Here is a 12,672-nt window from a genome sequence, read left to right on the forward strand (position 1 = left end):
CCGTGGGCTGAACGCTAGGTGCTGAATTCAGAACGGATTAAGTCCAGGAGTCCTAGCGTCGTGATCGCCGGAAACGTCCGGCAAGACACACTGGTGGAGATCCGTATGAAGCGTTCCAGACTTCGTTCCCTTGCAATCGGTTTCGGCGTCTGCGCACTTGTGCTTGCCAGTGCTGCGTCCGCCCGCAATCCGTATGACTACGACGGGGCCGAGTTTGCGCGAGTGGTTGAGGTGCGTCCGATCATCGAGACGGTGCACCAGCCTGTCAGTCACGACCGCTGCTGGAGTGAGCCAGTGACCTATCGCGAGCCCGCGCGTTACCAATCAGCTCCGCGCGACCGCGCGCCGGCAATTCTTGGCGGGATCATCGGCGGTGCGTTGGGCAATCAGTTCGGCAGCGGGCGCGGACGCGATGCCGCCACGGTGGCGGGTGCGGCCCTGGGCTATTCGTTGGTACGCGACTCGCAGCGCCACGATGGTCATTACGGTGGCGGCCGCGAGTACACGCGCTACGAGGAGCGTTGCCGCACGGTGACCGAGCATCGTCGCGAGGAACAGGTGGTCGGCTACGACGTTGCCTATGTGTATGGCGGCCGCACCCATTGGACCCGCACGGACTATCACCCTGGTGAGCGCATTCGCGTGCAGGTCGATGTGCGTCCAGTCCACTGAGGTCACGGCGCCCTCGCAGCTGACGTGTGGGCAAGTAGGCAAGCCGTGCAGAAATGCACGGCTTGTTGCTTTTCTGGGCCTGGGGCACAGTCCCGCACTCGCATGTCAGGAGTTCGCCCATGTCCGCCACCCGCTCACACGCGCTTGTCGCGATTGCCCTCGCCGCGTGTCTATCCGTGTTCGCGCAGGAGCACACGCTGCTCGGCGCCGCCCGAATCCACACCGGTAGCGAGACCGTACCGATCGCCGAGGCGATGGTCTGGGACGCTGATGGGCGTATCGTCGCAGTCGGCGTCGAGTCGGAGCTAGTGCGACAGTTTCCGCGGGCACGGCGGATGGATATGGGCGGACAGACCGTGGTGCCTGGCCTGATCGATGCACACGGGCACTTGATGAACCTCGGCCACGCCCTGCTGCGAGCCAATCTTGTTGGCGCGGCGAGCAAGGCCGACATCATCGAGCGGCTGCAGGCACATGCAGCAGACCTGCCCGCTGGGGAGTGGCTGCTCGGTCGTGGTTGGGACCAGACGCTGTGGCCGGAGGCGGAATTTCCGACTGCTGCGGACCTTGATGTGCACTTCCCCGATCGCCCGGTGTGGCTTGAGCGGGTCGACGGCCACGCCACTTGGGGCAACAGTCTGGCATTGAAGTCGGCAAGCCGCGATCTGAGCGGCGACTGGCAGCCGGACGGCGGACGCATTCTGCGCGACGCAGACGGCAAGCCCACCGGCGTCTTCATCGATGCCGCTGAAACCCTGGTGTCCGGCGCCATTCCCGCGCCATCAATGGATCTGGACGCGCTTGCGTTGGAGCGCGCCCTCGCCGAGGCAGTCAAGTTTGGCCTGACGGGGGTCCACGATGCTGGTGTGTCGCTGCGCCAACTGGCGCTGTACCGGCGCTTCGCCGACAGCGGGCGTTTGCCGATCCGCGTCTATGCGATGGCCAATGGTGATGCCGAGGCGCTGGACGCGCTGTGCGCAATGGGCCTGTATCGGCATCCCGGCGGCCGTCTGCAAATGCGCACGGTGAAGTTGTACATCGATGGTGCGCTGGGCAGCCGCGGCGCCGCACTGATCGAAGACTACAGCGATGAGCCCGGCAATCGCGGGTTGCTGCTGACGGAGCCGAGCGCATTCGAGCGCACGCTCCAAAAGGCCCGCGACTGCGGTGTGCAGGTGGCCGCACATGCGATTGGCGATCGTGGCAACCGGATGGTGCTGGACGGCTTCCAGCGCGCGCTCGGCACCGACGCTGGCACGGCGGACCATCGCTGGCGCATCGAGCATGCGCAGGTGGTCAACCTGGCCGATATTCCTCGATTCGCGCAAATGGGCGTGATCGCATCCATGCAGCCGACCCATGCCACCAGTGACATGCGCTGGGCCCAGGCCCGGCTCGGTAAAGACCGCTTGGCCGGCGCCTATGCGTGGCGGCGCATGAAGGACGCCGGTGTCGCACTGGCGCTGGGCTCCGATTTCCCGGTCGAGGCGGTAGATCCGGTGCTCGGCCTGCACGCTGCCGCCACCCGGCAGGACGCGCGCGGATGGCCCGAGGGCGGCTGGCTGGCCTCGCAGAAGCTCGAAGTCGCGGAAGCCTTGCGCGGATTCAGCCTGGATGCCGCGCGTGCAGGCTTCGCGGAACAAGAGATCGGCAGCCTGGAGGTCGGCAAGCGCGCTGACTTCGTGATCCTCTCGCAGGCACTCGAGGGCTTGGCGCCGCCCGCCGTGCTGAATCTGCGCGTGCAATCCACTTGGGTCGATGGCGCCCAGATGTATCCCGCCCGCTGAGCGGAAAGCGGCGCCCGATTTGCATGCGTGTATCCCACCGCGCCGCGCCACGGACGCGCGCCTTTACCCCTGAGTGCATACATGAATCGCGGTGTGTGGCTGCATTCAACAGCGGTGAACCAACAGCCCGGCGGCGGCATCCAGATTTCCCGCTCGTCAGCGCGGTGCTCAACCAAGCGAGCGAGTAACCAGGCAGCCGGGGCCGCTGCGTGAAGGCCCAGCTGAAGCGCTGGCTGCCGAATCCGGACACGATCCGAAAGGCGCGCTGGGTGCGCTGGTTCGGCCCGATGCTGCACCATCCCCGGCTGTGGCATCCGAGTCGGCGTGGCATTTCGCTTGGGTTCGCGCTCGGCATCTTCCTGGGTCTGCTGATTCCGGTCGGGCAGATGCCGTTGGCAGCCGGCGCGGCGGTTCTGTTGCGCGCCAACGTGCCGATTGCGATGGCGAGTACCTTTGTCAGTAACCCGGTGACGTTCGGCCCGCTCTACTACCTCGCTTACCAGCTGGGCGTACTGCTGGTCGGCGAAGACGAATCGGCGCCGCTGCCACCCGGTTTGGATGAGCGCGGTGCATGGCCGGATCCCGTGCAGATCGCCGCACCGCTCGAAAACGCCGAGCAGCTCGGGTTCTTCGCCGCCAGCTGGACCCGAATCGAGTCGATGGGCAAGCCGCTGTTGGTTGGGCTGTCGGTGATCGCCGTCAGTGGAGGCTTGCTCGCCCATGTGCTGGTGAACCTGGTCTGGCGACTCAGCGCTCGCATGGCCTGGCGACGCCGCGTACGCGAAAGACGCAAACGCCAAGCCCTGGCTGAGGCCGCACAGCTCGACATGGAAAGCCCTGCGGGTGCTGTCGCGGAACATCAACGTGATCTGCCGCGCTAGCCACGCGCGTGCTGCCCGTGCAGGCGCGGATGCCAGCACCAGTGCCAGGGTTCGTATTGGATGCCGCTGAGGTTGTCGCGTGGATAGCTCATGACGAAGCCGAAGCGCTGCGCCTTTGCCTGCAGCCAGCGAAACGCTCGGGTGTCCTCGAAGCTGACTTCAGCGGCGGGCTCGCCCGGGGTTCCGATGTCGATAGCTCGGCCACTGTGATGCTCGGAGCAGCCCGGAGCCGCATTGACGCGAAGGATCTGTTCCAGACTCTGCCCTCGCGCCAGCTTGTTGCGGATGATGGAGGCTTGGTAGTCGATGCTCCTGAAGCCAGAGATGGCTTGCAGCACAATCCCTTCCGACAACGCACTTCGAACCATCGCCTTCCACGCGCGCGCCGCGGGCTGCGCCAGCCAAAGCGGACGGCGATAGCGGTCGAACCCGGCGAAATGGAGCAGGGTGGGTTCGGCGAAAAGCGTGGTGGAGGCGATCTTCTCGTGCATCGTGGAGATGCCAAGAGCCTTCCAGATCGCCGTCAACCCCGGGCGTGTGGACGCCATCTGAGGGCTGCAACGCTGGAGTGGCCGAAAAACGTTCCGTCGAAGATCATTGTCGGCCTGAAGCAGCAGACGCCTGTCGTTCGATCGGAGGCGCAGGGCCCAGCCGAGCAGACTCGCGCGCCGATCCACGCTGATCTTGCCGGAGCGCGCCAAGCGCGCGGGCAGCGCGATGATCCGACCCGGGTTCAGGTAGACCTCCACCCCGCGTCGCCGGCCTGCGTCGCAATTCAACTGAGGCCTTGCAAGCGATGCGAGCGTGAGCGGCTTCCGCGTCATTGATGAGGGTCCGACTGCAGAGACAAAACTGGGCGCCGCCAACACATGGCGCGCGAAACTGTGCGATCGGCCACAGCACTGCACAGTTTGTGAAGTGCTTGACTGAACGGTAGCTGCCTGAGCTGGCCGGATCAGCGGATTGAGGGAGATCGAAGCTGGATCGAACCTTGATCGCGCACTATCATCGGCGGACGCCCGATGAGGGTTCTTGCCAGTGTCATCCAAATTATGACCATGTTCAGACTTGCGGCTCCCGCCATTTTTGTTGGTTCCATAATCCTAGTTGGGGCTTCGCCTGCTCTTGCCCAAGCGGTCTCGAAGGGTGAGGCCGCGGCCTCCTACTGTACGACCGGGGCAGCGCCAGGCACGGGGGCTCCCGGCCTTGACGGCTACGGCTTGTTCCTTGGGGGATCGCGCTATTTCGCGAGTCTGGTTCCCAACCCGCCTGCCCCATGCCTGTGGGCAAGCGCCGCCAGATATCGATTTGATCTGCCTGCTCCTGCGCTAGGCCAGCGCGCTCCGAAGTTCAATCTGGACTCGGGCATAACAGTTTCCGCCCTGTCTGGCAGCGACCGCCGGATCCGTGCTTCTACCATCAGCCCTGTGGTGTGCGCGAGTTTCATCGATCCGCTTGCCCCCCCGGCGGGCGTCAGTATCGCGAATTTGTACGCGCTCGTAGTCACCAGCGGCAGTGGCGTGAAACAAGGTGGAGTGTGTTCGGAAGGCCAAGCCCCCGGCGATACCGATCGCTGCTTGTGGGGTGTGAGCAGTTTTTCCTATGTCAGCGGGACGAACGGCGGGCCTGGTGTGGTCACTCCGGTCCTTCAGCAGGCTGCCTTCGGCAGCTACCTGTCGTGCTACGACGCAACCGTGCCCAACGTGGCCATGGTGCAGAGTCCAGTCGATCCCGACAGTGTGTTCGACGACGGTTTCGAGACCGCTGGCCCGGACGTTCGCGTCGAGATCGTGACCGACAGCAGCCAAGAGGCGCCGATTGAAAGTTTGAACCAGTTGATCGGCAGCTCGGTGTCGTATCGCGTGCGTATCGTCAACGCTTCGCCCACTGCGATCTCACGGGTCAGGCTGCGCGAGTTTGTCCCCGGGGCCTCTGGGGCGATCTCGCCCACTGTTAGCGCTGTGTCGTGCTCGGAGTTGTTGGCGACCGGGACGCAGGACGACTGCCCTGCATCTTCGGCCTTGATCGATCAGGACATCACGCTCGATCCCGAGCAGGTCCGCACCTTCCGCTTGGTTCGCCAGGTTGTTTCAGAGGTCCCGATGTCGGCCAGCACAGGCGCCCTGCTGGCCGTGGCGGCATTCGTGGACCCCGCTGTGGCGGCCGACGCGAAGCCTGAAGACAACCTTCGCTCGATCCGGATCGGCACGCAGAGCGTCCCCACGTTTGAGGTCACCGCGACAGTGGTAGGCGGGAACGGCGGCGTGTCTCCGACCTCGCAGCAGGTGGCACAGGGGCAGGCTGCCACGGTCGCGCTGCAGCCGTCGGCGAACTATCTGGTGTCTTCGGTCACCGACAACTGCGGTTCCGGCGGCGCCTCGGCGGGCAGCGTATCCGGCACGAACTACGTCGTGCCCAACATCACCGCAGCGTGCTCGGTGACTGCGGGATACGTTCTCCGGCAGTACGAAGTGACGGCTGCGGTTTCAGGCAGCAATGGCAGCATTTCGCCGGCTACCCAGCAGATCAATCATGGCGCCATCGCCAGCTTCTCGGTTACACCGGCAGTGGGCTACTTTGCCTCCTTCGCGGGTAGCTGCGGTGCGATGGTCGACAACGGAGGCGGTAGCTGGAGCACTGCAACGGGGGTCACCGGTCCCTGCAACGTGACCGCCAGCTTCTCGCTCAACCAGTACGTCGTAACCCCCACTGTCATTGGCGGCAACGGCACTATATCGCCCGCCTCGGCACAGACCGTTTCCCACGGTGGCAACGTGTTTTTCTCGTTGACGCCGAACGAGAACTATCGGATTGCTCAGGTGGTCGGCTGCGGAGGCGTGCTCAAGGGCAGCTTCTATCTGATTTCAAATCTCTCCAGTAGCTGTACGGTGGAGGCCTCGTTTGCTTTGGTGACCTACCCGATGACCGCCGCAGCGGTCACCAATGGTTCCATCACGATCAATACACCCAACGTGGTGCGCGGCAGCCTGGGCAGCTTTGAAGTGACGCCTGCCATTGGATACAGCACGAACAGCGTCACCGGTACGCCGCAATGTGGCACGTTGACGGACCAGGGTGATGGCGACTGGACGGCGGGTCCGATCATGTCTGCAGGCTGTCAGGTCTCGGCGAGTTTCGTTATCAACCAGTACCCGGTTACGGTGACCACCTCCGGCAACAACGGTGGCATCGGTTCGCCCTCGGGCAGCGCGACCGTTGTCCAGCAGGTCAATCATGGCGCCCGTGCGTCGCTGCCGGTCCAGCCCTCGGAGGGCTACCGTGCAGTGTTCAACACAACGGCGGGAACCTGCGTGTTCGAAGATCCTGAGCAGGACGGCACTTGGACGTCCTCGCTTCTCACCGGGGCGTGTTCTGCAGACGTCAGTTTTGTGATCCGAACCTACACCGTTACGGGCGTGGTGAGCTCGGCCGGCGGCAGCGGAACGATCACCTCCCAACGCATCATCGAGCATTTTGACTCGGGGCTTTTCATCATCTCGCCCGCGTCCGGTTTTTCGGTAGGCACGGTCACCGACAACTGTGGGTCCGGCGGCAGCCAGACGGGGACGCTGATCGGGGCGCAGACCCCATATGTGGTCGGTCCGATCACCCAAGCCTGTCAGGTGACCGCGAGCTTCGTCGCCAATCCCTGATCGGGACTGCGGTGCCGGCGATTGACGCCGGCGCGCTACTACTCGCCTCAACGCCGGAGCTTGCTCCGGCGTTTGCATTTGGGGTCCACTGGCGCGATGAGCAAGACTGCAGCAAACACCCCGCCCGACTGGCTGGAAGCACGGCCACCCACTGCTGCTGCACTGCCGGAAACAGTCGCTGGCTGGCTGGCAACACTGCGGCTTCAGCCGGCTGCCTCGGCGGAGTTGGGATTGACTCTGACCTTGCTGGATCGGTTGGGGGCGGACGCCGACACGCTGCACGCCGCGATGCTCTACGTCGGTCAGACCGCAGCGGATGAAGCGCCACCGCCGCTGACCTCTCCTGCAGTGAAGCTGCTGCTCGAAGGCCAGGCCGAGGCCGAGAAGGTCTGGTCGCTGTGGGGCGAGCGCGGTGCACGCAGCAGCGCCGAGGGTCTGCGGCGCCTGCTGCTGGCGATCATCCGCGATCTGCGTGTGGTGTTGATCCTGCTGGCGCGGCAATTGGCGAAGATGCGCGTCGCCGGCGATCTCGACGAAGACAGCCGCCGTCGCCTCGCGCAGCTGACCGCTGACATCCACTCGCCGCTGGCCAATAGGCTTGGCATCTGGCAGCTGAAGTGGGAACTCGAAGACCTCGCCTTCCGCTACCTGCAGCCCGACACCTACCGCCGCATCGCCAGCCTGCTGGATGAAAAGCGCGGTGATCGCGAGAGCTTTATCGAGGAAGCCAAGGCGCGGCTGCGTGTGGCGCTGGCCGAGGCCGGCATTCGCGGCGACGTGGCGGGAAGGCCAAAGCACATCTACAGCATCTGGAAAAAGATGCAGCGCAAGGATGTGCCGTTCAGCGATCTCTACGACATCCGTGCGGTTCGCGTGCTGGTCGACGATGTCACCGCCTGCTACGCAGCACTCGGTGTGGCGCACAGCCTGTGGTCGCCGGTGCCGTCTGAGTTCGACGATTACATCGCCAACCCCAAGGGCAACAACTACCGCTCCCTGCACACCGCGGTGGTCGGGCCGCAGGGCAAGACGCTTGAAATCCAGATCCGCACCCATGAGATGCATGCCCACGCCGAACTCGGCGTGGCGGCTCACTGGCGCTACAAGGAGGGTGGCGGCGGTGATGCCGAGTTCGAGCGCAAGATCGCCTGGATGCGCCAGCTGCTGGAGAGCAAGGACGGCGATGAAGACACGTCGCTGTTGGCCGGACTGTCCACTGCGCTGATCGAAGACCGCGTGTACGTGCTGACTCCGCAGGGGCAGGTGATCGACCTGCCGCGTGGCGGTACGGTGCTGGACTTCGCTTACCACGTGCACACCGAAGTCGGACACCGCTGCCGCGGCGCCAAGGTCAATGGCCGCATCGTGTCGCTGACGTATGCGCCGCGTTCGGGTGACCGTGTCGAGATCCTGACCAGCAAGGTGGCCGAACCGCGCCGCGACTGGCTGATGTCGGGCAGCGGCTATCTGCTGTCCGGACGCGCGCGCGACAAGGTGCGCGCCTGGTTTCACAAGCTCGATCAGGCCCGCAATCTGCAGGCCGGACGCGAGCTGCTCGAGAAAGAGCTCAAGCGACTGGCACTGCATCAGCTTGATCTGAACCAGGTGCTGCCGAAGTTCCGGATGCCGCGCATCGAAGACCTCTATCTTTCGGTGGCCTTGGGCGACATCGGCCCCAGCCAGATCGGCCGTGCGCTGCACGAGCTGAGCAGCCCCAAGCCCGAGCCCGAGCCGAACAAGCCACTGCTGTCTGCCGCCAAACCGCCCAAGCCCGATCGTGGCCTGACCATCGAAGGCATCGGCAATCTGCTGACTCAACTCGCGCGCTGCTGTCAGCCGGTCGCTGGCGATCCGATCATCGGTTTTCTGACCCGCAGCCGCGGGGTCAGCATCCACCGTGAGGATTGCCCCTCGGTGCAGCATCTGGCGGCCCAGCATCCAGAACGGGTGATGCCGGTGGAGTGGGGCCGCCGCGGCGGGCAGAGCTACCAGGTCGACGTGTTGGTGCGCGCGACGGATCGCAAGTGGCTGCTGAAGGACTTGAGCAACGTCATCGGTGTGGCCAATGCCTACATTCTTGGGGTCAACAGTCGTCTGGATCCAGCGACAGCTTCGGCCGAGCTGCGCTTCAGTCTGCGTGTGAACGACTTCCAGCAGCTGGGTGACCTGCTCGGCAAGTTGTCTGCGGTGCCCGGGGTGAGTGAAGTCAGGCGCACGCCTTAGGCGCACCGCGAGCCGCACTCCGAACACCAAATCGCCGACAATACGCGCCGCATGCCCGACCTCAGCGCCAGCCCCGCTGCACCACCCACGCTCGACTGGTTCGCCAGCGTGGCCGGCGCGCGCTTGCTCTCCAGCGAGGCGCAGGGCCTGCACGATGCCGGCCTTCGGTGTCGCGGCAGTCGCGCGCTGGTGGTATGCGGCAGCAATGCCACGGCCTTCGAGCTGCCACTGGAAGGTCCACGCGGGGTTGTTCAGTTGGGTTACGACGGACGCTGTCAGCGCCTCACCGGCCCGGTTTCGGCGGCAGCGGATGCCTTGCCCTTCAGCCGCGAGAGCTTCGGCCTGATCGTGCTCTGGCATCTGCCATCGCATCCGCTGTTTGCGCGCTTCGACTTCGCCGAAGCCGCCGAGCTCCTGCAGCCGGAGGGCGAGATCCTGCTGATCGGCTTGAACGGGCTGTCGGCCTGGCGCCTGCACTGGCAACGCTACGGCCTGAAACCCATGCGTGCGGGCGCGCTCAGCTCGCGACTGGGATCGGCCGGGCTTGAAGTGCGCGCCGTGCGTGGGCTCGGCCCACGCTGGCCCTGGGCCTGGGGTGATCAGCCACCCTCACCTGCCGTGGTGCAGTCGACCCAACTTTGCGCCAGCCTGCTGGTGCAGGTGCGCCGACGTCGACCCGGCATGACGGTCATACCCGCACGGCGCCGTCTGGCGACCGCACGCGTCGGAAGTCCATGAAGAACGTCGAGATCTACACCGATGGCGCCTGCCTCGGCAATCCGGGCCCGGGCGGCTGGGGTGCGCTGCTGCGCCACGGCGCCAATGAGAAAGAGCTGGCCGGTGGCGAGCCCGACACCACCAACAACCGGATGGAGCTGATGGGTGCGATCCGCGCTCTGCAGGCGCTGCGGGAGCCGTGCTCAGTGGTGCTGCATACCGATTCGCAGTACGTGCAGAAGGGCATCAGCGAGTGGATCGTCAACTGGCAGCGCCGCGGCTGGAAGACCGCTGACGGCAAGCCGGTCAAGAACGATGATCTGTGGCGCGAACTGCTGCTGGCGCAGAAGCCGCACAAGGTCGACTGGCGCTGGGTCAAGGGCCATGCCGGTCATGTCGAGAACGAACGCGTTGACGTGCTTGCGCGTGACGCCGCCGTACGCATCAAGGAGGGCGGCTGAGTGCGCCAGATCGTGCTGGATACGGAAACCACCGGCATGCCGGTGGAGCGCGGCCATCGGATCATCGAGATCGGTGCGGTCGAGATCATCAACCGCCGGCTGACCGGACGCAGCTTTCATCACTACATCCACCCGGATCGTGCGATCGATGAGGGCGCGCAGGCGGTGCACGGGATCAGCCTCGACGACCTCGAAGGCAAGCCGCGCTTTGCCGAGATCGCGGCCGAGCTTATCGAGTTTCTGCGCGATGGCGAGCTGATCGCCCACAACGCCAACTTCGACGTCGGCTTTCTGGACGCCGAGTTCGCGCGGCTGCCGCAGGCGCCGACCACCCGCAGCCTGGCGATCGTCACCGACACTCTGGCGATGGCGCGCGAGCGCTATCCCGGGCAGCGCAACAGTCTGGACGCTTTGTGCAAGCGCTTGGGGGTCAACAACGCCCACCGCAACCTGCACGGCGCATTGCTCGACGCCGAACTGCTGGCCGACGTCTATCTGGCGATGACTTCAGGCCAGTCCGACCTCGGTCTGGCGGTGGCGGTGGAATCGGCGGCCGCCGGACGTGCGCGTCGTGCCCAGTTCGATCCCGCCCTGCTGCGAGTGGTCAGCGCCCATGCGGACGACCTCGCTGCGCACCGCGTCTGGGTCGACAAGCTCAAGGCGGCGGGTGGTGGAGTCAGCCTGTGGCCGGAGGACGCGCAGGCGTGAAGCGCCACGCGGCCGGCGTTCCGGTCGGCACCCCGCGCGAGGTGGCGGGCTTCCGAATCCTGCGTGCGCTCGGCGGCGGCGCCAGCGCGCGGGTCTTCCTGGCCGAGCATCCGCTGCGGCATCGCCCGGTGGCGGTCAAGCTGGTGCATGCGGATCTGCAGGCGGATACCGAGGAGCTCGAGGATCTGCTGAGCGCGGTGCAGCGCGCCCGCGGAATCCGCCATCCGAATCTTGAGCGTCTGATCGAAGTGCTGCGCGCGCCGGATGGCGTGCAGATCATCAGTGAGTACCTGCCCGGTGGCAGTCTGCGTGAGCGTCTGAAAACGCAGGGCAGGCTGCCGGCAGGGGTGGCACTGGGCGTTGTTCGTCATCTGCTGGCGGGCCTGTCGGCGCTGCACGCGCGCGGCCTTGTGCATCGCGATGTGAAGCCCGGCAATGTGCTGTTCGACGCCGACGGACGGGCCGTGCTGGTCGACTACGGGCTCCTCGCGCCGGTGCGCGCGCAGCCCGCTGCCGCGCCTGGCGACAGCGTGCTCGCGCCGGCGGCGGGGCAGGGCTCCTCACGGGCCGGGCAAATCGCAGGTACGGCCGCCTACATGAGCCCCGAGCAGGCCCGCGGCGAGGGCTGCGACGCGCGCGCCGATCTCTACAGCCTGGGGGTGCTGTTGTTCGAGCTGCTGACGGGCCGGCTGCCGTACCCCGGCGATGATCCGCTGTTGCTAGCCGAACTCCATGCCAGTGCGCCGGTGCCTGAACTGCCGGCAGCTGTGGGCTGGCTGCAGCCCCTGGTCGATGGCCTGATGGCGAAGCCACTCGAAGACCGCCTTGCCTCGGCGCAGGCCGCGCAAAGCGTGCTGGAAACCCTGGTGCTGGCGGAACCGGCGGCCGCCGACCTCGCGCCGCGGGTGATCTCGCAGGTGGTGCGTCGCCGCGATCCGCCGCGCCTGCGCCGAGCACCGCAGATTGCCGCCGTGTGTTTGCTGCTGGCTGGTATGGCCGTCGCTGTCGGCGCCCTGCTGCTGCGCTGATTCAAGCTTGGATGGGCTTACTCGAAGCCGTTGCTGAACAGCGAAGGCACGCTCGTAACCGGGGTGAAACAGGTCGCCGCATTGATCCTCGGCATGATCGTATTGATCGAACACGGCGAGAACTGGGCTGAACCGTTGATGCTCGGGCTCATCAGCCAGGCGCCGGTCTGTAGTTCGCACGCCGAATCTGTCTTACCGTCGTGCACGGATCCAAAGCTGTGGCCCATTTCATGCGCGACCACCAGCGCGCTGGTGGTGTTGGCCACCCGGACCTCGTTGATGGCAGAGGCGTATTCAGGGTCGCACAACGTACCGACATAGGCCACTCCGAGCGTGCTGCCATCGAAATTCTTGCCGCTGAACAGGTGGTTCACGCCGCCCTTGGGAATGCTGCTGCCGGCGCCGCTGAACATGTAAGTCCTATAGAGCCGGCGCCAATTATCCGTGAACTTCAAGCGCCGCCAGCGGTCAAGGTTTCGGTCTTGGATCGGAGGTGTGGCAAATGGAAGCAGTTGACGGTCGGAGCTTGAGTCGAGACGCGC

11 protein-coding genes are annotated in these 12,672 nt (G+C 65.5%); 9 read left to right on the forward strand and 2 right to left on the reverse strand.

The genetic code is table 11. The annotated features are described in order from the left end of the window. The first annotated feature begins 105 nt into the window (after positions 1-105). The 3 genes from ACIQ7H_RS15550 (at position 106) to ACIQ7H_RS15560 (ending at position 3,340) form a co-directional block, all read left to right on the forward strand. Complete coding sequence (locus tag ACIQ7H_RS15550) at positions 106-672, forward strand: glycine zipper 2TM domain-containing protein (RefSeq protein ID WP_395793102.1); 567 nt, start codon at positions 106-108, stop codon at positions 670-672. A gap of 119 nt (positions 673-791) precedes the next feature. Next, positions 792-2,459, forward strand: a complete 1,668-nt coding sequence (locus tag ACIQ7H_RS15555) for an amidohydrolase (RefSeq protein WP_395793104.1) — start codon at positions 792-794, stop codon at positions 2,457-2,459. Between the two features lie 209 nt (positions 2,460-2,668). After that, positions 2,669-3,340, forward strand: coding sequence for a DUF2062 domain-containing protein (locus tag ACIQ7H_RS15560; RefSeq protein ID WP_395793106.1), 672 nt, complete (start codon positions 2,669-2,671; stop codon positions 3,338-3,340). On the opposite strand, the gene ACIQ7H_RS15565 is transcribed toward ACIQ7H_RS15560, so the two are convergent. Next, complete coding sequence (locus tag ACIQ7H_RS15565; RefSeq protein WP_395793108.1) at positions 3,337-4,206, reverse strand: M15 family metallopeptidase; 870 nt, start codon at positions 4,204-4,206, stop codon at positions 3,337-3,339. The genes ACIQ7H_RS15560 and ACIQ7H_RS15565 overlap by 4 nt on opposite strands. A 720-nt stretch (positions 4,207-4,926) precedes the next feature. Between ACIQ7H_RS15565 and ACIQ7H_RS15570 the strand changes: the two genes are divergently transcribed. The 6 genes from ACIQ7H_RS15570 to ACIQ7H_RS15595 all read left to right on the forward strand — a co-directional run bounded on the left by ACIQ7H_RS15570 (position 4,927) and on the right by ACIQ7H_RS15595 (position 12,130). After that, complete coding sequence (locus ACIQ7H_RS15570; RefSeq protein WP_395793110.1) at positions 4,927-6,993, forward strand: hypothetical protein; 2,067 nt, start codon at positions 4,927-4,929, stop codon at positions 6,991-6,993. 96 nt (positions 6,994-7,089) lie between these two features. After that, entirely contained in the window at positions 7,090-9,216 is a 2,127-nt protein-coding gene (locus tag ACIQ7H_RS15575; RefSeq protein WP_395793112.1) for a bifunctional (p)ppGpp synthetase/guanosine-3',5'-bis(diphosphate) 3'-pyrophosphohydrolase, read from the forward strand. A 51-nt stretch (positions 9,217-9,267) separates the two neighbouring features. After that, positions 9,268-9,954, forward strand: a complete 687-nt coding sequence (locus ACIQ7H_RS15580) for a hypothetical protein (RefSeq protein ID WP_395793114.1) — start codon at positions 9,268-9,270, stop codon at positions 9,952-9,954. Beyond that, positions 9,951-10,394, forward strand: a complete 444-nt coding sequence (gene rnhA / locus ACIQ7H_RS15585; RefSeq protein ID WP_395793116.1) for a ribonuclease HI — start codon at positions 9,951-9,953, stop codon at positions 10,392-10,394. Before ACIQ7H_RS15580 ends, rnhA begins: the two co-directional genes overlap by 4 nt. Next, positions 10,395-11,102 (forward strand): DNA polymerase III subunit epsilon, encoded by a 708-nt coding sequence (gene dnaQ / locus ACIQ7H_RS15590; protein ID WP_395793118.1) that lies wholly within the window; start codon positions 10,395-10,397, stop codon positions 11,100-11,102. After that, on the forward strand, positions 11,099-12,130 hold the full coding sequence (locus ACIQ7H_RS15595; protein WP_395793120.1) for a serine/threonine-protein kinase: 1,032 nt from the start codon (positions 11,099-11,101) through the stop codon (positions 12,128-12,130). The genes dnaQ and ACIQ7H_RS15595 overlap by 4 nt, the downstream gene beginning before the upstream one ends. Positions 12,131-12,147: 17 nt before the next feature. Here ACIQ7H_RS15595 and ACIQ7H_RS15600 read toward each other — a convergent pair. Further along, positions 12,148-12,672: M12 family metallo-peptidase (locus tag ACIQ7H_RS15600; protein ID WP_395793122.1), on the reverse strand; the 525-nt coding region annotated here is incomplete at its 5' end.

The sequence above is a fragment of the Aquimonas sp. genome, from assembly GCF_044377145.1.
GTDB lineage: Bacteria > Pseudomonadota > Gammaproteobacteria > Xanthomonadales > Xanthomonadaceae > Aquimonas.

Coding starts and splice junctions, on each gene's coding strand:
- ACIQ7H_RS15550 (WP_395793102.1), top strand. CDS start 106: ATGAAGCGTTCCAGACTTCGTTCCCTTGCAATCGGTTTCGGCGTCTGC.
- ACIQ7H_RS15555 (WP_395793104.1), top strand. CDS start 792: ATGTCCGCCACCCGCTCACACGCGCTTGTCGCGATTGCCCTCGCCGCG.
- ACIQ7H_RS15575 (WP_395793112.1), top strand. CDS start 7,090: ATGAGCAAGACTGCAGCAAACACCCCGCCCGACTGGCTGGAAGCACGG.
- ACIQ7H_RS15580 (WP_395793114.1), top strand. CDS start 9,268: ATGCCCGACCTCAGCGCCAGCCCCGCTGCACCACCCACGCTCGACTGG.
- rnhA (WP_395793116.1), top strand. CDS start 9,951: ATGAAGAACGTCGAGATCTACACCGATGGCGCCTGCCTCGGCAATCCG.